Source organism: Chamaesiphon sp., assembly GCF_041737865.1.
Classification (GTDB): Bacteria; Cyanobacteriota; Cyanobacteriia; order Cyanobacteriales; family Chamaesiphonaceae; genus Chamaesiphon.
This window is the reverse complement of record NZ_JBGSQZ010000152.1, coordinates 21,300-46,549: the sequence shown is the minus strand read 5'-3', so window position 1 is coordinate 46,549 and position 25,250 is coordinate 21,300. Positions and strand designations below refer to the sequence as shown.

The 25,250-nt window shown below is 46.0% G+C and carries 24 protein-coding genes and 1 pseudogene; 9 read left to right on the top strand and 16 right to left on the bottom strand.

What is annotated here, in order from left to right:
- A partial coding sequence (locus ACEW9J_RS11785; protein ID WP_373545310.1) for a hypothetical protein occupies nucleotides 1-214 on the top strand: 214 nt, incomplete at its 5' end.
- On the opposite strand, the gene ACEW9J_RS11780 is transcribed toward ACEW9J_RS11785, so the two are convergent.
- Entirely contained in the window at nucleotides 183-1,658 is a 1,476-nt protein-coding gene (locus ACEW9J_RS11780; protein ID WP_373545309.1) for a leucyl aminopeptidase, read from the bottom strand. The two genes, ACEW9J_RS11785 and ACEW9J_RS11780, sit on opposite strands and share 32 nt — an antisense overlap.
- A gap of 471 nt (nucleotides 1,659-2,129) precedes the next feature.
- Between ACEW9J_RS11780 and ACEW9J_RS11775 the strand changes: the two genes are divergently transcribed.
- A complete protein-coding gene (locus ACEW9J_RS11775; RefSeq protein WP_373545308.1) occupies nucleotides 2,130-2,639 on the top strand; it encodes a hypothetical protein in 510 nt (169 codons plus the stop codon).
- A 30-nt stretch (nucleotides 2,640-2,669) separates the two neighbouring features.
- Complete coding sequence (locus ACEW9J_RS11770) at nucleotides 2,670-4,028, top strand: DNA sulfur modification protein DndB (protein WP_373545307.1); 1,359 nt, start codon at nucleotides 2,670-2,672, stop codon at nucleotides 4,026-4,028.
- A 245-nt stretch (nucleotides 4,029-4,273) separates the two neighbouring features.
- Here ACEW9J_RS11770 and ACEW9J_RS11765 read toward each other — a convergent pair whose 3' ends face one another.
- The 10 genes from ACEW9J_RS11765 to ACEW9J_RS11720 all read right to left on the bottom strand — a co-directional run bounded on the left by ACEW9J_RS11765 (nucleotide 4,274) and on the right by ACEW9J_RS11720 (nucleotide 13,909).
- Entirely contained in the window at nucleotides 4,274-4,708 is a 435-nt protein-coding gene (locus ACEW9J_RS11765) for a type II toxin-antitoxin system RelE/ParE family toxin (protein ID WP_373545306.1), read from the bottom strand.
- 3 nt (nucleotides 4,709-4,711) lie between these two features.
- Nucleotides 4,712-5,149, bottom strand: coding sequence for a hypothetical protein (locus tag ACEW9J_RS11760; RefSeq protein WP_373545305.1), 438 nt, complete (start codon nucleotides 5,147-5,149; stop codon nucleotides 4,712-4,714).
- Nucleotides 5,150-5,386: 237 nt separating this feature from the next.
- On the bottom strand, nucleotides 5,387-8,047 hold the full coding sequence (locus tag ACEW9J_RS11755; protein WP_373545304.1) for an MBL fold metallo-hydrolase: 2,661 nt from the start codon (nucleotides 8,045-8,047) through the stop codon (nucleotides 5,387-5,389).
- A gap of 51 nt (nucleotides 8,048-8,098) precedes the next feature.
- Entirely contained in the window at nucleotides 8,099-8,347 is a 249-nt protein-coding gene (locus ACEW9J_RS11750; RefSeq protein WP_373545303.1) for a DUF4351 domain-containing protein, read from the bottom strand.
- A gap of 238 nt (nucleotides 8,348-8,585) precedes the next feature.
- A complete protein-coding gene (locus ACEW9J_RS11745) occupies nucleotides 8,586-9,311 on the bottom strand; it encodes a class I SAM-dependent methyltransferase (protein WP_373545302.1) in 726 nt (241 codons plus the stop codon).
- Nucleotides 9,312-9,361: 50 nt separating this feature from the next.
- Nucleotides 9,362-9,640, bottom strand: coding sequence for a DUF2087 domain-containing protein (locus ACEW9J_RS11740; protein WP_373545301.1), 279 nt, complete (start codon nucleotides 9,638-9,640; stop codon nucleotides 9,362-9,364).
- Between the two features lie 44 nt (nucleotides 9,641-9,684).
- The gene (locus ACEW9J_RS11735) at nucleotides 9,685-10,749 is read right to left on the bottom strand and encodes an RNA ligase (ATP) (RefSeq protein ID WP_373545300.1); all 1,065 of its coding nucleotides are present in this window, start codon (nucleotides 10,747-10,749) and stop codon (nucleotides 9,685-9,687) included.
- A gap of 159 nt (nucleotides 10,750-10,908) precedes the next feature.
- The gene (locus tag ACEW9J_RS11730) at nucleotides 10,909-11,832 is read right to left on the bottom strand and encodes an isoaspartyl peptidase/L-asparaginase family protein (RefSeq protein ID WP_373545299.1); all 924 of its coding nucleotides are present in this window, start codon (nucleotides 11,830-11,832) and stop codon (nucleotides 10,909-10,911) included.
- Nucleotides 11,833-12,011: 179 nt separating this feature from the next.
- Nucleotides 12,012-12,149, bottom strand: a complete 138-nt coding sequence (locus ACEW9J_RS11725) for a DNA-binding protein (protein WP_373545298.1) — start codon at nucleotides 12,147-12,149, stop codon at nucleotides 12,012-12,014.
- A gap of 80 nt (nucleotides 12,150-12,229) precedes the next feature.
- Nucleotides 12,230-13,909 carry a transglutaminase domain-containing protein gene (locus tag ACEW9J_RS11720; RefSeq protein ID WP_373545297.1) on the bottom strand — a complete coding sequence of 560 codons (1,680 nt, stop codon included), beginning with the start codon at nucleotides 13,907-13,909 and terminating at the stop codon, nucleotides 12,230-12,232.
- A 237-nt stretch (nucleotides 13,910-14,146) separates the two neighbouring features.
- Here ACEW9J_RS11720 and ACEW9J_RS11715 point away from each other — a divergent pair, with 237 nt between their 5' ends.
- On the top strand, nucleotides 14,147-14,380 hold the full coding sequence (locus ACEW9J_RS11715; RefSeq protein ID WP_373545296.1) for a DUF2283 domain-containing protein: 234 nt from the start codon (nucleotides 14,147-14,149) through the stop codon (nucleotides 14,378-14,380).
- Between the two features lie 59 nt (nucleotides 14,381-14,439).
- Here the strand turns inward: ACEW9J_RS11715 and ACEW9J_RS11710 are convergent, their stop codons facing one another.
- A complete protein-coding gene (locus ACEW9J_RS11710) occupies nucleotides 14,440-14,661 on the bottom strand; it encodes a DUF4327 family protein (RefSeq protein WP_373545295.1) in 222 nt (73 codons plus the stop codon).
- A 328-nt stretch (nucleotides 14,662-14,989) separates the two neighbouring features.
- Between ACEW9J_RS11710 and ACEW9J_RS11705 the strand changes: the two genes are divergently transcribed.
- On the top strand, nucleotides 14,990-17,092 hold the full coding sequence (locus ACEW9J_RS11705; RefSeq protein ID WP_373545313.1) for a TIGR00300 family protein: 2,103 nt from the start codon (nucleotides 14,990-14,992) through the stop codon (nucleotides 17,090-17,092).
- A gap of 393 nt (nucleotides 17,093-17,485) precedes the next feature.
- Here ACEW9J_RS11705 and ACEW9J_RS11700 read toward each other — a convergent pair.
- Nucleotides 17,486-18,603: pseudogene (locus tag ACEW9J_RS11700) on the bottom strand (ISKra4 family transposase).
- Nucleotides 18,604-18,755: 152 nt separating this feature from the next.
- Here ACEW9J_RS11700 and ACEW9J_RS11695 point away from each other — a divergent pair.
- On the top strand, nucleotides 18,756-19,085 hold the full coding sequence (locus ACEW9J_RS11695) for a hypothetical protein (protein ID WP_373545294.1): 330 nt from the start codon (nucleotides 18,756-18,758) through the stop codon (nucleotides 19,083-19,085).
- Between the two features lie 174 nt (nucleotides 19,086-19,259).
- Here ACEW9J_RS11695 and ACEW9J_RS11690 read toward each other — a convergent pair whose 3' ends face one another.
- Both ACEW9J_RS11690 and ACEW9J_RS11685 read right to left on the bottom strand, forming a co-directional pair.
- Nucleotides 19,260-19,901 (bottom strand): hypothetical protein, encoded by a 642-nt coding sequence (locus ACEW9J_RS11690; RefSeq protein WP_373545293.1) that lies wholly within the window; start codon nucleotides 19,899-19,901, stop codon nucleotides 19,260-19,262.
- A 59-nt stretch (nucleotides 19,902-19,960) separates the two neighbouring features.
- Complete coding sequence (locus ACEW9J_RS11685; RefSeq protein WP_373545292.1) at nucleotides 19,961-20,182, bottom strand: hypothetical protein; 222 nt, start codon at nucleotides 20,180-20,182, stop codon at nucleotides 19,961-19,963.
- 85 nt (nucleotides 20,183-20,267) lie between these two features.
- On the opposite strand from ACEW9J_RS11685, the gene ACEW9J_RS11680 reads away from it, so the two are divergent.
- Genes ACEW9J_RS11680 through ACEW9J_RS11670 form a run of 3 tightly spaced genes read left to right on the top strand, consistent with a single transcriptional unit; the run spans nucleotide 20,268 to nucleotide 22,250 of the window.
- A complete protein-coding gene (locus tag ACEW9J_RS11680) occupies nucleotides 20,268-20,936 on the top strand; it encodes a hypothetical protein (protein WP_373545291.1) in 669 nt (222 codons plus the stop codon).
- Nucleotides 20,915-21,538 (top strand): hypothetical protein, encoded by a 624-nt coding sequence (locus ACEW9J_RS11675; RefSeq protein ID WP_373545290.1) that lies wholly within the window; start codon nucleotides 20,915-20,917, stop codon nucleotides 21,536-21,538. The genes ACEW9J_RS11680 and ACEW9J_RS11675 overlap by 22 nt, the downstream gene beginning before the upstream one ends.
- Complete coding sequence (locus ACEW9J_RS11670) at nucleotides 21,525-22,250, top strand: M48 family metallopeptidase (RefSeq protein WP_373545289.1); 726 nt, start codon at nucleotides 21,525-21,527, stop codon at nucleotides 22,248-22,250. The genes ACEW9J_RS11675 and ACEW9J_RS11670 overlap by 14 nt, the downstream gene beginning before the upstream one ends.
- A gap of 321 nt (nucleotides 22,251-22,571) precedes the next feature.
- Here ACEW9J_RS11670 and clpB read toward each other — a convergent pair whose 3' ends face one another.
- Nucleotides 22,572-25,187, bottom strand: coding sequence for an ATP-dependent chaperone ClpB (clpB, locus tag ACEW9J_RS11665; protein ID WP_373545288.1), 2,616 nt, complete (start codon nucleotides 25,185-25,187; stop codon nucleotides 22,572-22,574).
- Nucleotides 25,188-25,250: the final 63 nt, after the last annotated feature.

Below are 25,250 nucleotides of genomic sequence, written 5' to 3'. Positions count from 1 at the left end.
CCAGATTCAAGCGATCGAGTGCAAGGGTTTTGAGCCTTTCAACGTCAAAACCTTGCACTTAATTTCTGAAAAAAGGCTCAAAACCCTTGCAGTGATTGGCTTGCTGAGATCTTCAGCAAGCCCTATAATATTTGTAGGGTGGGCACTGCCCACCACATACGTTTCAGCCGATCGAGTCCAATCTAACTCAACACCCAATTCACCAAAGTTCTGACTGGATGACCCGTCGCGCCAGCATTATTCACGCCGCTCTCCTTGTCGCTCCAAACTGGCCCAGCCACGTCTAAATGCGCCCAGGGCGTATCCTTGACAAACTGTTTGAGGAAGAGAGCCGCCGTGATCGAACCACCACCGCGCGGGCCAGTATTTTTGAGATCGGCGATGGGTGACTTAATCCCATCGAAATACTTATCTGCTAAGGGCATTTGCCAGAAGTTTTCACCTGCGAGTTCGGCTGCTGCGAGAATCCCATCGGCGAGGGACTTGTCGGGACTCCACAAGCCGGAAATATCATCACCCAGCGCGACGATACAGGCACCTGTGAGCGTTGCGAGATCGACGATCGCGTCCAGTCCCAATTTATCGGCATAAACTAACGCGTCAGCCAATGTTAACCGCCCCTCAGCGTCGGTGTTGTTGATTTCGATCGTTTTGCCATTGGAAGCAGTGAGGATATCCCCAGGGTGCATGGCGCGACCGCTAATCATGTTTTCAGTCACCGCACTGATGAAGTGGACTTCGACATCGGGTTTGATTTGGCCGATCGCTTTGGCAGCTCCAAACATCGCCGCAGCACCACCCATATCCATTTTCATGGTTTCGATGCCGCTACCTGCGCCTTTGATATTGAGTCCGCCGGAATCGAAGGTTAAACCTTTACCGACGATCGCGATTTTGCGGCGGGGTGTACCTGCGGGTGTATATGTAAGATGGATAAATTTCGGCGGCATTTCCGAGGCTTGAGCTACGCCTAAAAATGCACCCATCCCGAGAGCTTCACATTCTGCTTGCTCCAAGATTTTGAGCGCGAATCCATATTCTTTGGACATCTGTTCGGCGGTTTCCGCCATACTCATCGGCGTGACGATATTCGCAGGTGCGGCGACTAGTTCCCGCGCTAAGATGACGCCATCAGCGATCGCTTGTGCTTTAGCAATCGCCGCATCATTTCCGGCGGACTCTAATAAATGCACTTCGGCGAGCTTGAGCTGACTTTCAGGTTTTACTTCGGACTTGAAGCGATTGTCTTGATGTAGTGCTAGGAGCAGTCCTTCGCTAATGGCTTGAGTAGTTGCAGCAGCATCGCCATTCCAGACGGGGAGACTGATACCTAGGGTTTTTGCTTTTTCGCGTTTGGCGGTGCGGGCAATTGTCGCACCAGCCTTGCGGAGGGTATCGAGCTTCATTTCCGCCTCCTTACCCAAACCCACGAGCATGATTTTTTCGACAGGGGTATTTACGCCGACACGAGTTACGGCACTGCTGCTTGAGCTGCCCTTAAATTCAGTTTCAGAGATCAGTGCTTCGATCGCACCTGATAACTTGATATTTAGTTCGGCAAGATCGCCGCCCAGTTCGACAGCATCCTCATAGAACCCAATCGCCAATAGATTTCCAGCCCATTCTAGACGGGGGGTAGCGATCGCTTTGATATCCATATTTATGTTTACGTAAGGGTAATTTCAATAGTTTTTGGTTGCTGGAGTTTGAAGCAACATCCTGCTAGTACTGACTCCGCGATTCTCCAGTGGAGAGCCGAGAGCGAGTGCAACACGCCCTTATTGTAGCAATTTTGATGAAAATCATCTTTCACTACACCCCATCGGGCAGTTACACAATCGAACGAGACAACCGCATAATTTTGATGTTCGATCGAAGTGGATGTTGAATTTTGCGACGATCTCACCAACAGTCGTCCGATCGACACCAAACATCAGAGTTGCAATATGATTAGATTGATACAACGTTGAAGAACGGTTAAAGGTATTAACGGATGGATAGAGGGGAAGTGCCAAGCCAATCCCCGTACCAGATAATTTGGATGATTTATCAACAAAGCTGAATACATAAGAGGATTTTGGGAATAATAGGACTACTAATCTTGGAGAAAGCCAGTGCGAAAAATATAGATGGACAACTCTCCATACGACTTTGCTAAACAGAAAGCTGCTATTGCAGGGCATATTGAAAGAGACTACGAGTTTACTCTTCAGTGGTTGCCACAGTACATAGATGAGTTCCCACAAGCGATGCAAAATGTGTCACTGAATTGGCAGAAATGTAATTTTATTCGTGATGCTCAAAGCATGGTGCCAGACAACTATGGTGTGTACTGCTTTTCCACCAAACTAGGAATGCCATTTGCCGATGATTTACATATTCCTCTGTACATTGGCAAAGCTGCTCAACAACATCTTTCCGAAAGATTCAAAGACTATCTTACAGAGTCTAAAAATATCAAAGGTCGCGAAAAAGTGGTGATTATGCTTAATAAGTATCATAATCGGCTAGTTTTTTGGTGGGCTGAGTTGCCTCGAATCCATGTAGATGCGATGGAAGAACATTTGCTGATGTGTTGTCGGACTCCATGTAATAAAATTTTTCCCGATCGAAAAAAGCATTGGGGTAAAGCATTTTAATAATAAATATAGTTAATTAGGACAAAAATCATGCCAGATTACGTACCAGCCTTACAAGCCCGCATGGGGGATTGGAAATACTATGTCACTGTGATGAAAATCGGGAAGATTGCTCGTGAATGTAGGCTTGCAGAAGAAATTCATACAGACAAAGATCTCGATGATTTGATCCAAAGAGCAATTACAGATCGTGTTGCAAAAGAGATGGTTCCCTATCTTTTAAATGAACCTCAACGATTTTATGGTGCTTTAGTTGTTGCTGTTTATGGAGGTGAGCCAGAGTTTTCGCTAGTAAGAGTTGATGAGCACGAACTCTTAAATGATAAAGATAGAAGCAGTTATGGCTTTGGGCTACTTCGTTTTGATGGAAGCCAAGTCTATTATGCCTTGGATGGTCAGCATCGCCTAAAGTCTATGCAAGAAGCAATAAGAATGCAACCTGACTTGGCAAAGGAAGAAATTACTGTAATCATCCTTAAACATGAAGAATCGGAAGAAGGATTGCGACGAACCCGTAGATTATTTTCTACCCTTAATAGAACAGCGAAGCTAACGTCTTCTGGAATGAATATTGCTATCGATGAAGATGATGCAGTTGCAATTGTCACACGTCGTTTAGTAAAGGAGAGTGATATATTCAAGGGAATGGTTTCAAATACCTTGGGAAGCAAGCAGATTAACCCAGGCAAGAAAAATGACCCTTATATCACAACACTTACTGTATTATATGAGGTAAATGAAATTTTACTTGGTACTTATAATGAAGGAATGCAAATTGACAATAAATTTAAGCAATTTCGTCCTTCAGATGACAATCTAGATGAATATTATATATTTCTGGAAAATATCTGGAAAGAGATGCTTGATTGTTGTCCTGATTTTAACCATGTTAAAAGTGGAATTAAAAAACCAGGTGAGCTTCGTCTTCTGACTGATTCAAATAGTCAGCCTATCTTGGATGATGGCCAAAAACCTATTCCTGGTGGAAATGTCTTCATGCGTCCAATTGGTCAATATGTCATTGCCGAAGTTGTCAAACAAGCTGGTATTCAAAGAAAGTCAATCCCAGATGTAATCCAAGCAATCATGACCCATGTATCTATGGATATTGATAATGCACCTTGGGTAGATCTAATCTGGGATTCATCCAAAAGAACTATCATGGGTACAAAAAAAGAACAGGCAATTATCGTGGCGATAATCTGTCATGCGTTAGGATTGAAAATACCACACAATGTAAAATCGAAAAAATCGCTCAAAGTGCGCGATCTTAAACAAGAATATCGTGATATGATTGGCGATCAAAAAGCTTCTTTACTTCAACCTATTGATTGGTCTGGTAGAATCACCCAGATTCATGAGAAAGATGAGGAGGAAGAGAATATTTAACGCACCTTGAATTTCAGAGAATGAGACTCAATCCAATTAGCGATCTTCCAAGCTAAATCTCTGAAATGTTTAGTAAATTCCTCCACATGGGAATGTTGTGTGCCACATTCAGCCGAGAGGCTAAAAACTTATGGCATAAGTTTACTCATTTTTAAACCATTTACCAGGTAGCTATCGATTTCAACTATTCAGATAGCATATCGTTAACTCTCGCTCGCGTAGCGTGCCAAAGGCAATCGATCTAATTAACTCAACGTGTCGATATCTTCTGAATCTGCCGTTACAATTTCTGTTTCTTGACCTGAGAGTCTCTCCCCAAGAGAATCTATTTCTATTTCATATTTCCCGATTAGATCTTCCACTTCTTTATTGCTAATATTACTCCTATCTGATTTAGAGTAAATTGTCGTAAGTAATATTGATTCAGGCGTTGCCGTGTAGTATATAACTCGATAACCGCTACTTTTTCCTTTTCGAGTATCACTATTTGGTACTCTAACCTTATAGACGGGATATTTATTTTCAGCAATTCTATCTCCTGGAGTTTCACCAGCTTCTAATTGTTGAATTAGAGGTTTAATATCTTTATCGATCGAACGATATCTTTTGTTTAGCTTTTTTAGCTCTTTTTTATATGAAATACTTTCGTAAATCTTGATTGTCGGTATTCGATCCTGCATGGACTATCTTCTGGCTTCGCTGAGTTCTTTAACAAGAGCCAAATGCTGTTCGTAGCTGTTTTCCTCAAATTCATCGAATTTATTCGGAGATTTAGCATCTTTAATAAACCACATCACAACATCAACATATTGAGGTTTAGTTTCTTTCAGTGGCTGGTCGAGGATAAGCTGCCCTTCTTCATTAATTTCTCCTGTAGTTTTAATCTTAATATCATCCCACATCTCTGAGACAGGGGTACACTCGCCTCTGGAATATTCGCGTAAGCTCTCAACAATATCCGCAAGAATCTCAGCTTTAGTTGGTTCGCGATAATCTTCTTCATCATCGTCACAAAATACAATATCAATTTCAACCTGCTGAGGCTTGATTTCCTTTAGTGACTCATGCAGGATGAGTCGATTATTTCCATCTATTTCTCCTGGTACTTCGATATATCTCATATAGCTTCAGGTATTGTTTTAGCTCAACTCTAGTTTAACATTAACTTCTAAATGAAGTTCTCGATCGCGTAGCGTACCGAAGGTAATCGAATCTCCCACGATCGTCGATTCTTACTGGTGGGGTGGGCGGGTTCGTTCTACATTTGTTGGTAGCAATCTAGACTGACTAGCATAAACCCGCCCCTACAACGTATAGAAATAAGTTTGAATTTGGAATTGCTGTCGAATCCACCCAATTCAATCATTTAACTCATCTTCCTCTAGATCCAAATCGATTCCCTCGTTCGCGGAGCGTCTCTGAAAGAGAATCGAAGCCTCCGCCAATTCCTCATCCACAGGATGAGATTCAACCGCCATAACTTGACGGACAAACGCCGGACATTTCGCAGTTGGATCGACATCGCGCTTGTAGAGGGGACTATCCTCCCCGCGACAGAGATAACCGTCGAAAAACTCGCATACCGCGCAACAATCCATCCCACTCAAGATCGCCGAGTCAACTGCAAAAGATTTATGACTGGCGGGTTTGAGCATCAATCCGCCCTTCGTCCACTTTGCTGATAATAGTCCCGTAGCGGCTAAATGTTGCCAACGGGGATCTTCGAGGACGCTATCGGCGATGCGTAGCCATGCACCATCGAATTCGGCTTCGATTTCGATGTCAAATTCTTGTCCCGCATCGACTCGCGCTACCTGGGCTTTAGAGAGGTGTTCGGGTGCTTGTCCGAAGGTAATGGTATCGCCGACTTCGGGGATGTGAATCCAATATTTATCGCGCAAATCTCCGGCGCGAGAGAGTTCGTGGAGGGCGGATTTGGAGCCGTGGATTAGGATTAGGTGTTGGGGATTAACGCGGTGGATGACTTGGGTAATCCCGACTCGATCGGCATGAGCAGATAGATTGAAGCGTTGAATCTTGGCTCTGACTGTGAGCGGGGTACCGTCGAGTTCGATTTCAGTTCCTGGTTCTAGGCTTTGCAATAAGCGTCCGGGGGACTCTTCATCGGTATAGCCGGAGATGAAAATAGCCGCATTTTTTCGATCTAATAATGTTTTAGCATAGCCGATACTCGCTCCACCTGTCAACATGCCGGAACTGGCGATGATTACTGAGGGATGGGCGATCGCTAGCGGGCGTTCTCTGGGCGAACCGATCGAGATGATCCGTGGTGAGGATTTCTCGCTGAAGAAGGGGGACTGGGTTTTGGCGAAATTCTGGACGGATGCGGGGAGTAAGTCTAATTGCGTCTGGAATAAGTCGGTGACTTCGCGGACTAAGCCATCGACGTAGACGGGGACGTTGATGCTATGGAATAAGGGGCTGGTACGGATGGCGAGGATGATTTCTTGGGCGCGTCCGAGAGCGAAGGCGGGGATTAAGACATTACCACCTGCGCCGACGACTTCAACGATGGCTTTTATCAAATCACTCTCTTGGCTGCGGCGGGATGGGTGGGTATCTGCGCCGTAGGTAGATTCGGTAATGAGGATGTCGGCTTCGGGTAAATCGGCGAGTTTCAAGCCCTCTGCGGTGCGGCTGCTGGTGGTATTGTAGTCGCCTGTATAGAGGATCGATCGATTGCCGTATTGCAGATAGATACAGGCTGCGCCGACGATATGCCCAGCATGAATAAAGCGAACTGTCAACCCTGGGAGAGGCGAAAAGTCCACGCCGACGGGTTGGGTTTGGAGGGTGAACAGGGTACGATCGAGATCGTCAGCAGAAAATACCTGTCCGAAGTCTTCATTTCCCTGCTTTTGCTGGGCTGCTTGGACTTTCAAACCATCAGTCAGCATCACATGGGCGATTTCGCGGGTGCCGTGGGTACAAATCATCGGCACATCGGGAAAATCCCGATGGAAAATCGGTAACGCTCCAATATGATCCAGGTGAGCGTGGGTAATTAAGATTAGATTAGGACGTTCTAATAATTCAAATGCAGGTAAAGGATCGCTCCCTTTGGGGCGAGTCCCTGCATCCATCACGATTTCGTACGGCCCAATTTGCACCCGAAAACAAGACGCACCAATCCCTCGCGCTGCACCTAATGGTGTGACAATTAACCTGTCTAAATACTTATCACCCTCATCGGTGGTTACTTTTTCCCCATCAACAGGGATGCTATTAGCGGGGGCGAATTTACTCTGACGAGGATAAGCATAAACCCGCGCCACTTTTGTCCGCGCATGTACTTGAACTCGCGCTCGTAATTCTGTAGGGACTAAACTTTGGGCTTCCCATTCCCAGATTGGCTCCTTGACTCTGGTAAGGGATAGCTCCCAATCTCGCTCGGTTAGCTCCAAATTCAGGGCGGAGAGGGCGATCGGGGTAATTTGTTGCTGGCGATCGTTGTCGAGGTTGCGAGCATTGTAGACGGTCTTGGGGGCAACACTAGAAAGAGATTTAACGGTCGATTCCTCACTTGCGATCCGATCGAGTTGGGTGGCTTTGAGAATCTCTAAGGTATTGCCCACTCGCTGGGCGACAAGCTGCCACAATTGCCCTGATTTAATCGCTTCAGGCGGATTGAGCAGTGTCGGACGGATAGTTTGTTCGCCGTGTCGATCGATCTTCACCGAGACAATGTTATGCTTGCGACTGACTTGGCAAGTTCTACCAACACAGACAAACTTATCAGCTTCAAGCGCATTCTGAGACTGCTGGGCGACGATTTGCAACCGACTAATATTACCATCGGTTTGCATAATCGGAATCACCCGCCACTGTTTATCGCCCTCGATCGTGCTGACATCGCCCAAAGGTGCAGCGCGAAAATGATAACCATCGGGGGTAGTTAAGACTAGTTTATTCGGATCGCGATCGTCAGGGGCAATAATTCCACTAACTGTCATTTCACAATAATGTTCGAGTGAAACTGCGATCGTGTTGGTGGACATAGGATGATGACGGTTGGGGGTGTGGGAAGTTGGGGATCGTCCAACTTATAACTATTGTATACCTGACAGAGATTTGTCTAACCAAGCTGTCAAGTCATCGGTGGTATTGAAGTCTAATAATGCGTCGCCTAGAGATTCGATCGACTCTAGGGATAGACTGTTGATAAGCTCGATCGAGTCAGCATCCAGTTTTCCGAGCTTACGAGTTAACATTCTAATCATTAACGATTTTCCTTCTTCATTGCGACCTTTCTGAGTTGCGATATCGATTTGTTCGAGATACAAGGGTGATAAATTCATGATTAACTTCCCCAAAGGGACTCAACAGAGTTTCTAGCAAATTGATGTCATCGATTTTTACAGCAATTTCGATTTCATCACTTGACATTGCATTCCATAGATCGACTGATTTTTGACATTCATCCAACCATCTAATTATCTCACTTCGATTAGGATGAGAATATTCAGCAAAATTCTCATACTGAATATTAGTCTGTAAAGGAAGTTGCTTGTTTATATTAAAAATAATAGTTTTGAACTACGATTTGCCAAAAAAGAAGAGATGTTGCTGCGGTAAAACATTCTCATTTTTCAGAAGTTTTAATCCCACAGATTTCATTTCTTGCTGAATTTGTTTTTGAGTGGTTTTGTGCCGAGGCTTGATGAAGACTTTCGGATCTTCACCGCGATATTCTGTCAAGACAACTCGTCCACCTGGTTTGAGTGCGGAGATAATACCTGCCATCATTTCATGGGGATAACTGAACTCATGATAGGCATCTACCATAATGGCGAGATCGATACTGGCTGCGGGTAATTCTGGACTTTGCTCGGTACCCAATTGGGGTTGGATATTGACGATCTTATTTTTGCTCATCCGCTGTTTCAACAGTTCGATCATTTCTGGCTGCACATCAACGGCAAGTACTTTACCTTCAGGTATTTGTTGAGCTAGGAGCTGGGAAATATAGCCTGTACCCGCTCCAATATCCGCTACAACGTCTGTAGATTTCAATCCCAGTGCGGCGATCATTTTTTGGGGTTGCTCCTCTGTAGCGCGATCTGGACGCTCTAGCCAGCCTGCACCTTGATGTCCCATCACCTGGGCGATTTCTCTACCCATGTAATATTTGCCCGTACCGTCAAAGCTGGGTTGTCGATAGCTGTAATATTTGGATTGGATGAGGGCGGTACTAGTTGGGGCAGAAATTTGCCAGCAAACGAGACAGGAGATGAAAAGCTTGAAAAAGTTTTTAAAAAGCATTGAGTGTTAAATGATTGACAGGGAATGTATTTGGTTAGATCGATCGAAATTTAATAGTTTGAATCCATCCGCCAGTCAGATTCGGGAACGCGCTGATAAATACTATTGTCTCTTTGCATCATATTGTAACCTACCAATTCCCGTCGGAGCGTGGCTGTATCGATATGAATGGGTTTGATAATTTGATTCAACTCCTGTTCGGAATACCGTCGTTCTAATTCAAATTTTTGCACTAACCACTTGAGAATAATCCGGCGTTTCTTGCGACTAGCGGGGATTTCTGTGATGAGATCGTTCTCGACAAAGCTACTGAGGACTCGTAGAGCCAAGAGTACCTACAAAAGATACTCTTATGTCTTGGAAAAATGAAAATCTATACATCGGTGGTATCTTGTTCGGCAACTTTGCCAAACAAGTAGCGATCGCCAATATACTTTAAGATTACTCTACCAAACTTCGGATCGTCCCTTTCGATCCTGGGTTTGACTACCACGCCTTCCCTACCGTGAGTACCGCCGATGAGTGAATCACCATCAGAAAATCCGCGAATAACATCTAGTGAAAAAGCACCTTCATATACTAATGGTACCTTTTCTACTTGGTGTCGATCGCATAGAGATTTAAAAATAGGATAATCAACATATTTACCATCCAAGATCAGATCGAAAGCGCGAAAACTTATTCTTTTCGCACCATAGGTATAAGCTTGAATACCTTGTCCGTATACTTCCCCATATAAAATCGCTTGTTTGTGTCCTTGACTTTGCAAATCTGACAGCAAATTTTTGACACCAATTAAGGTGTGGGGAAACCAGTAAGTATTTGCCACCATTGAGATCGGATCTTCCGGTTCTTTCCGCCGCAAGGTTCTCGAACCAGCCATCATTGTCGGCTGTTCTTCGTCAGAATGCCATACGAAACCCACCCGACAATTGGTGCCGTGAATTTTTTCAGTCGCCACGACTAATTCCCCTATTTCTAATAAATTGGGGTAGCTCCGCATATTTTCCAGATTGGTATATTTAGGAAAATATGGATCGTCACTAGCACTATCTCCTGCTTGCGCCTTAACTGGCGGAAAGTATTTTGTTGCGTTGTAAAAATCGGCAACATCCTCACCCAATTTCATCCCCTCTTCGGGATGAACGACTAGTCCAAATGATGGTTCACCGCGTAATTTGATCCGGTGAACTACCAAAACTCGATCGCCATTAATATCAGTTTTCTCAGACAGGTATGCACCAACATTCAACTGCTCGGCAACTTCTTTGGGCAACACAGTACCCTGCTCGAAATACACAACTAAATCGCCAAGTTGATGGACACCTTTTTTGACACACATTTGCCAACCTTGAACGGTAGCTAGTTCAAGGGCATCGGCATTATTGTGAGGTTTGATTTCCAATATTTCGCAGACTTCGACTTTGATTGTACTCATACTCCCTTCCCACTCAAGAAATAGACATCATGATTCACCATTCACCCCCCACACTAGATGTCTAATTGACACTGGAAAGGGAGCAGCTAATTTTCAAAATGCTGTAAATTTACTCTAGACAATATTTGACTAGATTTTTCCACCCTAACAACAGAAATATCAACCTAGCTTACAGTTTGTGTTCCCCCCCATTTCAATCCAGCCGCGAATCAGACCAGAAGTAGACTGCGCCGCAGCACAGCGTCCCGCAGCATCGATGACAATCGCTCCACCCTCGCCATTTACCTTCGCAACCAAGTAATCAATCCCCGCCTGCGCCGCAGCTTGGGCATCCATGCCTCGAAACTGGACGAAATCGGAAATAGTCTTCGCAAACACCGTTCGCAAAAACTGTTCGCCATAGCCCGTTGCAGATACCGCACAGGTGTCATTATCCGCAAAGACTCCCGCCCCGACTATCGGCGTATCGCCAACTCGCCCCCAGCGTTTATTTACCAATCCACCTGTGGATGTCGCCGCCGCGAGATTGCCTTGCAGATCCCGCGCTACTGCTCCAATTGTCCCCAGCTTTTGGGACGGTTTAACTCGCTGGTGATCTAGCGTCATTCCCCCTACTAGCTGCACTTCGGCTAGCTGCTTAATTCGCGCCTCAGTAATAAAGTAATCGTCGGGATAAGTTTCGATCTCGCAAAATTTTGCAAACTCCAAGGCTCCCTCGCCCATCAGTAGGACATGTTCGCCATGCTCCATCACCCGCCGCGCGAGGGAGATCGGATTTTTGATACTTCGTAGACACGCTACCGCCCCAGCTCGCAAATCGCGTCCGTCCATCAGGGCGGCATCCATTTCCACTTTACCATCGGCATTGAGTACTGAGCCGCGTCCCGCGTTGTACAATCGATCGTTTTCGAGGAGGCTAGCGCAATACTCCACTACATCCAAGGCACTATCGCCGCGTTCTAGGCGTTCGCGACCTCGTTCTAAAATCGCGGTAATACTCTCTTGAAATGTTGCTTCGCTGGCTTCACATTTGAGATCTTCTAGGGCACCAGCACCACCGTGAATCATTAATGAGTAGGACATAAATTAGTGAATGGTGAATAGTGGTTAGATTGCTGTTGTTCGTTGGGGTGGAGGGTAGTTCTACAGTTTAAGTATTTCAAAAAAACTTAATTTGACGGATCGGCTCAAGTTTTTAGCACAAGCCAATCTTCAATTACTTTCGCAGGATGTCTACTAATTTTTTTTCAAGGTTGCGAGAGCTATTGTAGCAATACATCTGCTGGTATCCCCAAGCGGTAGAGGTTGCGAATCATCTCTAATGTTAGTGGTTTGCGTTTTGACATCACTTCTGTCACCAAACTTTCACTACCAAAGATCGGAATCAGATTTAATTCCAATGGTACAGTCGATCGACTGTACCAATATCTTGCTAGCGATCGAACATTACGGAGAATTTCGATATTTCGTCAGCACAAAATTAGTCTGCACTAATGTCTCCAGGAATTAGTTCCTCCAAGATCTGAAAGCGAATATGGTTGATGGCGAGATCGCCCATCGAGATATGCTCTGGCTTATCAATTGCTTTCATTTTTTCAAACGAGATCCCTTTACCGATTTCGGTATGATACCAAGCTAAACCCATGAAAAACCGTTGGGGATATGGGCCGCGTTCGATCGTGTCGTCCATGTTGGATTCCATTGGCAGCCAGCCCACTCCAGGCACATAAAACTCCAACCAGACGTGGTTAAAATCGGGCTGAAGGGGTTGATAAAGTCGATCGGGATAGGGGGGACATTTATACCGTCCGATCGTCCTACAGGCAATCCCATTTAGGCGCGATAGGGCGAGTAATACGCCCACGTATTCACCACAGGAGCCAACTCCCCGCGCTAGGGCGACATCGGGGGTGTCGATGCGGGGCTGAATGCCGTAGGAAAGTCTGTCGTAGACATAGTTGCGAATTTTGAGCATCTTTCGCAACACATTTGTTTCTGTGCCGACGGCTTCTTTGGCTGCCTGAAGCATGGTAGGCGTATCCATCGCCAAATCGTCATCATCTAGTAAATATTGCTCTAGCTCGGCGGGGAGGGTGGAATCATCGAGATCGCTAGGAGCGAGGGAGTACTTGAAACCGTACATTTCGATCGTTGCCTTCCAGCCGAGTAGTCCGCCTTGATGGGGATTGAGTCTGTCAAATTTGAAGACTGCTACTTTTTGCCCTGCTTGTGATTCGATCGTCATTTCACTACCGATGGGTTCGATGTGACGAACTTTCTGACGTAGTGTATCGGATGGTAGCGCAATCCGCCACTCAACTTGGTTGAGGGTGACAGCTTCTAGGGGGAGCAGTTCTTCGACGTAGGATAGCTCCACTAGATAACCATTAGAGAGAGTGTAGTGCTCTGCTCGATTGTGGTGGATGTACAAGGGATGGATGAAGGTACGATCGCGGAATGTCAACTGGTATGGGAATTTGGCATTAGGATCGTCCCGAATATAGGGTTCTTCATCGGCATACACGACGTAACAAATCGGCGTACCATCGGCAGGAGCATAAAATGTCATGCCAGTTGGCGAACTGAAGGGAGTGAGTGCGCTAAATTGAATCGATCCATCGGTACGATTGAGACAATAAACAGTCTGCTCTGCACGATCGCACACCCACAGATCGTCTTTGTCGATTGTCATTGTTTCACACCCCACACCAGGCTGGGGTAGTTGCTGCAACTGTTTAGCCGTAGCACGATCGAACACATGGATATAGCCAGACTTCTGACAACTCACATATACCATCTCGCCACAAACCGCCACCCCAGTCACCGGATAGGGTAGCCGCGTAAAAATTGTCGGGGCGATTTGGTGCTGGGGAGAGGCTACACCACTGCACCAGAGCACTTCCTGTCCCTTGGCAAACCAGAAGGTGCCCTCCCAAACTGTCAACCCAGTCACCCCAATCCAGTCGGGAACGTGGTGGGGATTAAGAATAATTGTATCGTTGGTGTGTGGATCGATCGAGACTAGATATCCGCGTACAGTATCGACCGAGATCAACCGCGCTCCATCTGTCGCCAGTCCTGACAGGGCATAGACACCAATCGGTCGAATCGTAGAATGCTGCAATGAAAGATCGGGAAACGCGCCTTCAGGCTTCGGCATAGATTGATGGCTCAAAACATTTATCAAATAGTATAGCCTTCAAGTTCAACCTAAGTTTGCCGCGATCTGGTAGCAATAGAGAGTTACCGTGAGCTTTTGTGACCCATGATACATTCTGCCAGTCTTACCTATGACTAGGATTAGGAGAGGATTGCTCGGCATCGGTATCTCAACGACGCTCAAGCCGATCGCATCGAATGAGCAGCTCATTATTGCAGCATAAGGATACAGCAAACCGTGAAAGTTATTTATGACCCAGACAAGGATATTTTACAAATTACTTTTATCGATAAGACCGTTGAGGAAACGACTCAAATCGCCCCAGGATTGGTGATAGATTATGACGTAGATGGAAATACGATCGGCTTGGAAATCGCCAAGGCATCGACAAAGCTTGATAGTCCTTATGCCATCTGCTACCATGTTGGCGAAGCCAATTTGGATAAGCCCAGACCTAAAGAGAAGAATTAGGCAAGTAGAGCGGTGCTGAAATTAGGGTCTTTAGTCCCGCTAGCGATCGCACCTGGAGATCAATCATTCTCCCAAGATTCTGCCCCGATTAAATCTATAATGCGCCCTCTCAATACATAGTCATATGTATCTAATAGGTGCTCGATGTCCCACCATTGGCAATCGCCAAAATATTTTTTGAGTTCGTAAATTCGTTGCTGTCGCTCGATCGAGCCTCGCGCAACTAGAGTCCGCACCTCATCTTGGAAGTCACTAATGCAATATTGCTCGATTACAGCCACGATCCGATCCTCCTCTGAAAATTAGCAAAACAGACTCAGCAAAAGGTCTATGCTTTTATTGTAGTAGGATCCTTCGCTCTATGTCCATTGACATCATCCGATCGGTATACGTTTGCTCGAATATCGATCGAGAATATCTACCTTCAGATAGATGTCTTGAGGAAATTGGGTGGTAGCTGTACGCACAATTGCTACAATTGACGCAACTAAATCATGGCAGATTAAGGGGATATTTCCGAGTTATCCAGCACGTAGCTACGTCATTGGCACATCTCCCCTGGAGCATCGATGCCTGCACAATCAAATCCCGTTCGATCTTAAATTAAATATGACTAATCCTGTACGAATCTTGATGTGTGCGCCCCATCATTACGAAGTTGATTATGTAATAAATCCGTGGATGGAAGGCAATATTCATCGCTCATCGCGGGAGCAAGCTGAAGCCCAATGGGATAAACTTTACCAAGTCCTGAAAACCTATGCGATTGTCGATCTCGTCGAACCACAGCCGGGCTGGCCAGATATGGTATTTACAGCAAATGCTGGGTTGATCTTGGGAGATACCGTCGTCCTCAGCCGCTTTTTTCACCCCGAACGGCAGGGTGAAGAACCTCATTTTCAACAGTGGTTTGAAGACCAGGGTTACAAAGTCCATACATTACCCAAAAGTCTGCCCTTTGAGGGGGCGGGGGATGCGCTGTTAGATCGGGGCGGACAGTGGTTGTGGGCGGGTTATGGATTTCGATCGGAACTCGATTCCCATGCTTATTTAGCCCAGTGGTTGGATGTCGAAGTACTCTCACTGAGACTGGTAGATCGGCGGTTTTATCACCTGGACACCTGTTTTTGTCCGCTGGCGGATGGATATCTGTTGTATTATCCTCCCGCCTTTGATACCTATTCCAATCGGCTAATCGAGTTGCGCGTTCCGGCTGAGAAACGGATTGCGATCGAGGAAGCGGACGCCGTAAATTTTGCCTGTAATTCGGTCAATATCGATCGGGTAGTAGTGGTCAATAAAGCCAGCGATAGCTTGAAGCAAATCCTGGGGGAGCGCGGCTTTACGATCGTCGAAACGCCCCTGACGGAATTTCTCAAAGCAGGTGGGGCTGCCAAGTGTTTGACGCTCAAGGTGACGGAACCCTACCATGAGTCGCCGCAATTGTCTACGATTCAAAGTCGGACGATCCAACTCGAAGGTCATTTATTGGATTCTGGGCTGGTAAATCAAGTCCTAGATACGATCGTGGCAGGGGGCGGTAGTTTTCAAGTGGTGAATTTTAGTCTCGGCGCACAGCGTCTAGATACCTCAGCGGCAGAGGTCAAGGTTTCGGCCCCCGATGCGGCGGTGATGGCGGACATTATGGGGCAATTGATCGACCTGGGAGCGGTGAGTGCGTCTGAGGATACTGTCAATGCCAATCTGACAGCAGTGGTTCAATCTGGGGTAGCTGCTGATGATTTCTATGCGACGACGATCTATCCGACCGAAATCTCGATCGCGGGCGAGTGGGTAAAAGTACAGGGACAACGGATGGATGGTGCGATTGCCGTTACCCAAACAGCTACAGGTACAGTTGCCCGCTGTAAGCTGTTGCGAGATCTCCAAGTGGGTGAATCTGTAGTAGTCGGTAGCGAAGGGATACGTACCAAACGCAATGCGACGACGATCAAAAAAGTCGCCACCGAAGAATTTAGCTTTATGGGGGCTGGAGTATCGAGTGAGCGGCGGGTGGAACTAGTCGTCGAACAAATCGCCTGGGATTTGCGCCAGATCCGCGATCGTGGTGGTAAAGTTGCGGTAGTAGCGGGGCCAGTGGTGATCCATACTGGCGGCAGCAAGCACCTGAACCAACTGATTCGCGAGGGGTACGTCCACGCCCTATTGGGCGGCAATGCGATCGCCGTTCACGATATCGAGCAGTCGTTGATGGGCACCTCTTTGGGTGTAGATATGCAGCGCGGAGTTTCCGTACATGGGGGGCACCGCCATCACCTCAAAGCGATCAATACGATTCGCCGCTGTGGGAGCATTGCCCAGGCAGTAGAGCAGGGCGTACTCCGCAGCGGGGTGATGTACGAATGTGTCAAACACAATGTCCCCTTTTCCCTCGCCGGATCGATTCGCGACGATGGGCCATTGCCAGATACGCAGATGGATCTCGTCGCCGCCCAAGCGGAGTATGCCCGCTTGATTGAAGGTGCCGACTTGATTTTGATGTTATCGAGTATGCTCCACTCGATCGGTGTGGGCAATATGACTCCCGCAGGTGTAAAAATGGTCTGTATCGATATCAATCCAGCGGTGGTGACTAAGTTGAGCGATCGCGGCTCGATCGAGTCAATTGGCGTAGTCACTGATGTCGGGCTATTCCTGAGCCTACTGGTGCAACAACTCAACAAACTTACCGGACAATACGATCGGGTTTAGCTCCCTTCCTTTGATGGAAGCCATTTGAGATCTTTTAGTGAGCGGCTAATCGGCAAACGAAGAGAATTTGTGGGTTTCGGGTTTTACTTGTGTGGGCAGAACCCGGATCTGGGGGTACTGTCTTGGCTCGCTAAACCCTCGGGTTCCCCGAGGAGCGCGAGCCGCCGCCCCCGTACTAGAGGCGGAACGCTCTCTTGATTCGCTAAACCCTCAGCAGAGCCGTAGACGAGCAAAGCGAGGCGTGTCGTTGGCGTAAGCCTAAATATGCCGTCGCTCATCAGTCAAATTAACAACTCGGCACGAACACCTTGGAAAACCACCAGATGGACAGCCATAAAACACTGAAAAACCCAACTTCCAGCTATGTGGAGTAGGGAGCATCCCACTTTTTATTTAGCGATCGCGAATTAACCCGTTCAGGTAAGCGCAGCGGTGCGCGAGTACTTGAGGAACATTTTCAGCTTTCCACTGCGCCCCAGAGATTTTAGTACGGCGATCGATCTGTTTAATTGTAGACTCGATGGAGCCAGAACTAATGGAACAAATTTGTTCGGCTTGAAAATAATAATAATTAATTATCCGATGACGATGTTTCTCTAGATAAGCACAAAAGTTTTCAGCTTGTTTCAGGCTACAATCACTGAATAATTTAATAGTCTCATCAACTTTTCCATACCATAGCAGCTCTCTAGCCGCAAATAATCTTTGATTAGAGCCTCCAATTTTATGGAGATTTTCCATTAAATGAAACCAGTCGAGAATTTCTCTTCTTTCACCGACAGGTACAAATTCTTTGATAATATTCCATACCCCGTCGTGACCATCACAATCGCAGGTAACAACTGCTGCTAACTCTTGACTATTTACCCAATTAACGATCGTCTCGTTTTCTTGGAATGATGATGCAATTTTTTGCTGTTGATGCAGTACTGCTGCCTTATATCCTTTCCAGCTACACACCTCTCCCTTTGGGGTTCTCACTCGAATATTTCCTCCATCTACACTCAATTCTGCCACAGGTGTCTCGGCTTGAGGTAATTCAAATTCTTGTCGATGAATTAACCTCTGCTGGGCACTCTTCGATATTCTTACTCCGGTTAAATACTCAACTTCTTCTGTTGTCCTTTCATAAGAGACTGATGCACTTATTCGTAAGCAACATACCTCCAAGTATGGACTTATTTGAGTATGACTTTTGATATTTAATTTCGCTGCTTGTTTGCGCGTAATCACCAGTTCTCCAATTATGCTTTGGATCTATCTTTTATATCCTCCCGTTTCAACTGTGATATTTTCGATAAAAAAGCGGATGCAATCGCGCTGAGGTTTCCTCAGCACTGGACGGGTCTCCCGCCCAGTTGTGCGTTGCACCAAGCAATTCCGACTTCTGGCATTACATTTTTTTGCATTCTCTCCCTGACTACTTCTTCTATTTTCCCTCAGCTTGTCAGTTCTTCTTTTGCTGTATTTCTATACAAAATTTTGGCGATAGCTCTAGCATGTTGCTCGATCTCTTTTTGTTCTTCTGGACTCCTTACACCACCTTGATTTGCTTAACCTCATTATCTCAAGATTGCAGTCACTTTGCTTATATTTTTGTCAAATTCCTCAATCCTCTTACTAGTACATAAGATTTATTTCTGCAAGCCAAATAAAAAGTGGGATGCTCCCAGCAGATGTAATTATCTCGCACCCCGATACCCGCGAAGATAACGATAGTGTCAACGAAGCCGATATCTCGGAAGTGCAACGCTTTTGGAAAGATATGATGGTAATTTATGGCACTCCCAAGCAATATCAAGACAAACTGATTGAGAAATTCAAGGGCGGCGATGATGACGATGCACCAGATTTAGTCATCGTCGTCGATAAATTACTAACGGGATTTGACGCGCCGCGCAATGCAGTTTTGTACATCGATAAACGTCTCAAAGAACATAATATCTTGCAAGCGGTCGCGCGGGTAAATCGCGTCTTCGAGGACAAGGCTTAGGGAGCATCCCAATGGTGCGAATAGTACAAATGATTAAGCTGAAAACCGATTGAGATAAGCACATCGCTGCTTGAGAACTCTCCCAACATTTTCAGCTTTCCATTGTCCGCCAGAAATCTTAATTCGGACACCAATCCGCTTGATGGTTGATTCAACAGAACCAGACCCGATACATCATCCTTGCTGCTGGTCGGATTGATAGTCAGGTATTCGCTCCTGGTGTCGTTCTACATATTTCAAAAAATTTGCGACTGGAGCTGGGGGCTGTTCCCAGTCATCAAAAGCTGCCTTAGCTGCGGCTATTCGTCCTTGCCATAAGTCTAGTCTAACTTGCTTGAGTCGTTGCTCTGAGCCGCCAACCTTGTGGAGATTTTCCATCAGATCAAACCAATCTAAAACCTCTCTTGGTTGTGCTGGCTGTCTAATCCCTGTGACTATTTTCCACACGCCTGGGTGTCCGTCGCCAATGCAAGACACAACTGGAGCTAGCGGTTGACTATTTACGGATTCTAACAATGCTTCATTATCCTGAAACCAAGCGTCACATCTGATTCCATGCAAGCTTACTGCTTTATAGTCCAGCCAAACACTGGGGCCTTTCTCTGGTGTTCTGATTCTGGCCTTACCACCATCCAGACTCAGTGCTTTGACGACGACTGTCGCCGTTTCTGCCGTCCAGTCAGTTCGATGTACTAGTCTTTGTTGAGTGCTATGTCCAATCGCTATTCCAGTCAATTCCTCGAAATCTCTAGCCGCATTTTCATAGGATACATTCGCACTCAGTCGTAAACAACTCTTTTCAATCCAAGGACTCAATCTTTTTCTCGGTTTGAGTTGGAGCTTTTTTGCTTGCTGTTCGCTCCCGCTCAGAGTCCCTACACAGGTTTGAATTTGTCGCTTTCTTCCTGCACTTGTCTCGGTGCTGCTGCGTAAAAAAAATGCCCGAATGTTGGATGAACATGTGCCGTGAGCTGGTCACGCAGAGAAATTACAAGACTTTGAAAGTCTTGTAATTTCTCTCTCGGTGTGTTCTTAAACAGAATTGCAGCCGCCGCTTCTAAATGTTTGTTCAGTTCTCTCTTTTCTTTGGGAGTCACTTTAATCGATCGTTAAATAGCTCTTTTATTCTGACTTAATATCGCTGTCATTTTATTGTACTATTGTACTGTTCGCACTATTGGGATGCTCCCCAAGGCTTACGGGCTAGTCATCGACTATCGGGGCATTTTTGGCGAAATGAATCAAGCCCTAGAAATCTACGCCGCCCTGGAGCGGGAAGGGTTCGATCGCGAGGATATCGAAGGTGCCTTGGTAGGTATGCGAGTAGAGATCGCTAAACTGCCCACGCTCCACGCTGCTGTGTGGGACGTATTTAAAGGGGTAACAAATCGCCAAGATCGTGAAAGCTTCCAGCAGTGGCTTCAACCCCAAGACAGGCGAGATGAATTTTATCAATGCTTGCGAGAATTTGCCAAAACTCTTAAACTCGCTCTCAGTAATGCCCACTTCCAAGCCAACACCCCCGAATCTACCAAACAACGCTATACCCAAGACATCAAATATTGGCTCAATCTGCGAAATACAGTGAAGATTCGCTATGGGGAAATTGTTGACTACTCAGACTTTGAGAACCAAATTCGGCGGATGGTAGAAAAAGAAATCGGCGCGTCGGAATTTATCACCATCATCGCACCTGTAGATATTTTCGAGTTGGATCGATCGAATGCCGAAATCGAAAGCATTGCAGGGATAGCAGCTCAAGCTGATGCGATCGCTGCTAGAGTAAAAAAAAGTCGCGATTACCTACGGCAGGCTACGCCAACGAACGGATGGCAGAAGATCCCGTATTAGACCTGCGCCTGAGTCAATTAATTCAAACCGCGATCGATGCCCACCGCGCCAAACGCCTCGGCGATATCGAATATCTCCAACAAATGCAGTCATGTCTAGAAACCGTCCGCAGTGGTGGCGCAAATAACGTTCCCACCCCACTCCAAACCCGTCCCCAAGCACGAGCATTTTACAACGTCTTGCAAGCGAAACTAACTAGTAGCCTAGAGACTAAAGTCTCCGATAGTGATGCAAAGTCCGCCTTCGCGGACTATAGAACGAAGTCAGTTGTTAGTGCAGCAAAATCCACATACATAACAACCCAGTCCGCGAAGGCGGACTTTGCATCACCAGCCTCGATTTCAATCGACGGCGTTATCAACGGCAATAGCCATAATTCAGAAATATTTGTATTATTATCGATCGGCATTGAAGACATTATTACCACACATAAAATCCGCGATTGGCAACACAATCAAGATATTCAAAAGCTAATGATGAACGCAATCGACGATATCGTTCACGACTTAAAAAAGACTCACAATTTATTTATTCTTTGGAGAGATTTAGACGAACTAATTGCCAAGATCCTCAAGATTGCTGAAAATTATGAAGTTAACTGATATTCATCGCGTCCCCTATGGCAGTCAAAATATTACCTTCGCCCTCGAATACTCCCCGCGCAAAACCCTGGCGATCGAAATTCATCCAGACAGTAGTATTATTGTCAAAGCTCCGATAGATGCGACAATAGAATCGATCGAAGCTAAGATCGTGCGTCGCGCCACCTGGATTGCCCGCCAACAACGCCAATTCGCTAAATATGCCCCACCATTACCCGCCCCTGAATGTATCTCAGGCGAAGGTTATCGGTATCTGGGTCGTCAATATCGCCTAAAACTAATCGCAAGTCAAATTGACAAAATTCTGCTGTGGCAGGGCAGATTAGAAGTGAATACTCCGACACCATTTGACAGAGACAAAGTAGAAAAATCGATCGCTAATTGGTTTCGCGGTCGAGCCACGATCGTATTTGATGAACGTTACCACTACTGTACTCAGTTAGTCTCTCCCCATGACATCCAAGGGAATAAATTTGAACTCCGTACTATGTCCAAATGCTGGGGAAGCTGTACCCCAAAAGGTAAAATCTTCCTTCATCCCTTATTGATCGGCGCGCCAAAAGATTGCATTGATTACGTCATCATTCACGAACTCTGTCACCTCCAGTTTCCCAATCACTCCACGAGCTTTTACCAGCTATTAGAAAGCATTCTCCCCGATTGGCACCAGCGCAAAGATCGGTTGAATAGTCAAGTAGAACTACGAAAATAAGCTGAGTGTCTCGTTCCGAGCATCTGAGGCGACATTTATGTCGCCTAATGGATGAAAGAAACTTTGGTTGGGTGTGTTGGGTTTCGCTTCTCTCAACCCAACCTACAAACCTATCAACCAATACGGTTCGGTTGAGCAAGCCAACCCCCAAGTCTGGAGGAGCAAGATCGATAGAAGTCCCCCAGACTTGGGGGATTTAGCGGCTCGCTAATTCTGGAGGTTCCCTCCAGAATTAGCGAGACAAGACAGGGGGCGATCTTCACTATCGAATTGATTAACCGAACCGTATTGAACTATCAATTATCAATTATCAATTATCAATTAATTTAAGATAGTTGATGGTAAACGGCTAAATGCTAGATGCTCATTTTTCACCTCAACAAATACCGTATCGCCTTCCTTAAAATCACCGCGTAGGATTCCTTTGGCGAGGATGGTTTCCAACTCTTTTTGGATCGTCCGCTTGAGTGGACGTGCGCCGTAAATTGGATCGTAGCCAGTATTAACCAAGAAATCAAGGGCAGATTCGGCTAATTTGAGCGACAATTTACGATCGGCTAAACGTTTTTCTAGTCGCGCAACTTGGATTTTGACAATACTCCGCAGTTGATTTTTTTGGAGACTGTGGAAGATGATTGTATCGTCGATGCGGTTGAGAAATTCAGGACGAAAATTGTGACCGAGAGCTTCTAGTACGCGAGCTTTCATCTCATCATATTTAGACTCATCCCCCGCTAGATCTAAAATATATTGAGAGCCAATATTACTAGTCATAATAATTACGGTATTCTTAAAATCTACCGTCCGACCTTGAGAATCAGTCACTCGTCCATCATCTAGCACTTGCAGCAACACATTAAACACATCTGGATGTGCTTTCTCAATTTCATCGAATAGAATCACGGCATAAGGACGACGACGAATACTTTCGGTCAGTTGTCCCCCTTCCTCATAGCCAACGTAGCCAGGAGGCGCACCAATCAAGCGCGAGACGGCGTGTTTTTCCATATATTCGGACATGTCGATGCGAATTAGGGCATCATCGGCATCAAACAGGTAGTTGGCGAGAGTTTTAGCTAATTCGGTTTTCCCTACCCCTGTAGGGCCGAGGAAGATGAAGCTAGCGATGGGACGATTGGGGTCGGATAGTCCCGCCCGCGAACGCTGAATGGCTTCAGCTACAGCAGTGACGGCTTCTTCTTGTCCGATGACGCGACGGTGGAGTTCGTCTTCGAGGAAGAGGAGTTTTTCCCGCTCGGTTTCGACTAGTTTTGTCAGGGGGATTCCCGTCCATTTGGAGATGATTTCGGCGATGTCGGCTTCGGTGACTTCTTCGCGGAGTAGGGATTTACCTGTGGTTTGAGATTGAGCGAGTTTGAGTTCAGCCGTTTCTAGTTGGCGGTGAAGTTCGATTAGTTTGCCATATTTGAGTTCTGCCGCCAGATTGAGATCGTAGTTGCGTTCGGCTTGTTGGATCTCGATATTAATTGCATCGATTTGCTCTTTGATAGTTTGGATATCGGTAATAATATCTTTTTCGGATTGCCATTGGGCGGTGAGAGCGCGTTGCTCTTCTTTGAGATCTGCGAGTTCTTTTTCGATCTTTTGTAGACGTTCGCGTGCTGAAGTAGAGGTATCTTTATTGACCGACAACCGCTCCATTTCTAGTTGGAGGACTTTTCGATCGATCTCATCTAGTTCTTCCGGCTTAGAAGTGATTTCCATCTTCAGTCGAGCAGCAGCTTCATCCATCAGATCGATCGCTTTATCTGGCAAGAACCTGTCGCTAATATAACGTGTCGATAATGTTGCCGCAGCAACTAGGGCATTATCAGAAATTTTCACCCCATGATGCACTTCATAGCGTTCTTTTAAACCGCGCAAAATTGAAATCGTATCTTCCACACTCGGCTGATCGACATATACTTGTTGAAAGCGACGTTCTAGGGCGGCATCTTTCTCAATATACTTGCGATATTCATCGAGAGTTGTAGCCCCGATGCACCGCAGCTCACCCCGTGCCATCATTGGTTTGAGCAGGTTCCCCGCATCCATTGCACCTTGGGTAGCACCCGCACCCACCACAGTATGAATCTCATCGATAAATAAGATAATTTGACCTTGAGATTCTGTGACTTCTTTGAGTACTGCTTTGAGTCTTTCTTCAAATTCGCCGCGATATTTTGCACCCGCAATCAGGGCACCCATATCAAGTGAAATTAAGGTACGATCCTTGAGAGATTGGGGCACATCACCACTAATAATTCGCTGTGCTAAACCTTCAGCGATCGCAGTTTTACCGACTCCAGGTTCGCCAATTAAAACCGGATTGTTTTTAGTCCGCCGCGACAAGATTTGAATCGTGCGCCGGATCTCATCATCGCGTCCAATTACCGGATCGAGTTTACCACGACGGGCAAAATCAGTTAGATCCCGTCCGTATTTAGAGAGCGATTCATACTTACCTTCAGGATTTTGATCGTTCACTTTTTGACTTCCCCGAATTTGTGAGACGATCGTTTTTAACTTACTTTCTTCTAATTTAAATTGTGAAAATAACTGCTTGCCAAAGCGATCGTCTTGAGGGTAAGCTAGTAGTAAGTGTTCGATCGAAATAAAGTCATCATTATATTCTTTACGATACTTATCAGCCCTATCGAGTAAGGTATCTACACTCCGCCCCAGATACACCGAGCCAATCGTCCCAGAGATCTTCGGCTGCTTCTGAATATAGTTCTCCAGCTCTTGCCGAAATTGACTCAGATTTACCCCTGCCTTAGAGAGAATACTAGTTGCCAAGCCATCTTGATCTAACAGTGCTTTGAGCAGGTGCTCTGACTCCATTTGCTGCTGCTGGGCAGCCTTAGCGACATCTAGAGTATTAGTGACAGCCTGCCAAGCCTTTTCAGTGAATTGCTGAGGATTGTTTGGTTGCATAATGCGACTGGGAATAAAATTTTTATATAAGCAACCTTCGAGATGGAGAGATTCACTCTGGTT

Excerpts from the sequence above, each read along its gene's own strand:
- ACEW9J_RS11680 (WP_373545291.1), top strand. The coding sequence starts at position 20,268 with ATGCTCCCCAAGGCTTACGGGCTAGTCATCGACTATCGGGGCATTTTT.
- ACEW9J_RS11730 (WP_373545299.1), bottom strand. The coding sequence starts at position 11,832 with ATGTCCTACTCATTAATGATTCACGGTGGTGCTGGTGCCCTAGAAGAT.
- ACEW9J_RS11775 (WP_373545308.1), top strand. The coding sequence starts at position 2,130 with ATGGACAACTCTCCATACGACTTTGCTAAACAGAAAGCTGCTATTGCA.
- ACEW9J_RS11735 (WP_373545300.1), bottom strand. The coding sequence starts at position 10,749 with ATGAGTACAATCAAAGTCGAAGTCTGCGAAATATTGGAAATCAAACCT.
- ACEW9J_RS11670 (WP_373545289.1), top strand. The coding sequence starts at position 21,525 with ATGAAGTTAACTGATATTCATCGCGTCCCCTATGGCAGTCAAAATATT.
- ACEW9J_RS11765 (WP_373545306.1), bottom strand. The coding sequence starts at position 4,708 with ATGCAGGATCGAATACCGACAATCAAGATTTACGAAAGTATTTCATAT.
- ACEW9J_RS11695 (WP_373545294.1), top strand. The coding sequence starts at position 18,756 with ATGCTCCCAGCAGATGTAATTATCTCGCACCCCGATACCCGCGAAGAT.
- ACEW9J_RS11770 (WP_373545307.1), top strand. The coding sequence starts at position 2,670 with ATGCCAGATTACGTACCAGCCTTACAAGCCCGCATGGGGGATTGGAAA.
- ACEW9J_RS11745 (WP_373545302.1), bottom strand. The coding sequence starts at position 9,311 with ATGCTTTTTAAAAACTTTTTCAAGCTTTTCATCTCCTGTCTCGTTTGC.
- ACEW9J_RS11705 (WP_373545313.1), top strand. The coding sequence starts at position 14,990 with ATGACTAATCCTGTACGAATCTTGATGTGTGCGCCCCATCATTACGAA.
- ACEW9J_RS11720 (WP_373545297.1), bottom strand. The coding sequence starts at position 13,909 with ATGCCGAAGCCTGAAGGCGCGTTTCCCGATCTTTCATTGCAGCATTCT.
- ACEW9J_RS11780 (WP_373545309.1), bottom strand. The coding sequence starts at position 1,658 with ATGGATATCAAAGCGATCGCTACCCCCCGTCTAGAATGGGCTGGAAAT.
- ACEW9J_RS11755 (WP_373545304.1), bottom strand. The coding sequence starts at position 8,047 with ATGTCCACCAACACGATCGCAGTTTCACTCGAACATTATTGTGAAATG.
- ACEW9J_RS11750 (WP_373545303.1), bottom strand. The coding sequence starts at position 8,347 with ATGAATTTATCACCCTTGTATCTCGAACAAATCGATATCGCAACTCAG.
- ACEW9J_RS11675 (WP_373545290.1), top strand. The coding sequence starts at position 20,915 with ATGGCAGAAGATCCCGTATTAGACCTGCGCCTGAGTCAATTAATTCAA.
- clpB (WP_373545288.1), bottom strand. The coding sequence starts at position 25,187 with ATGCAACCAAACAATCCTCAGCAATTCACTGAAAAGGCTTGGCAGGCT.
- ACEW9J_RS11760 (WP_373545305.1), bottom strand. The coding sequence starts at position 5,149 with ATGAGATATATCGAAGTACCAGGAGAAATAGATGGAAATAATCGACTC.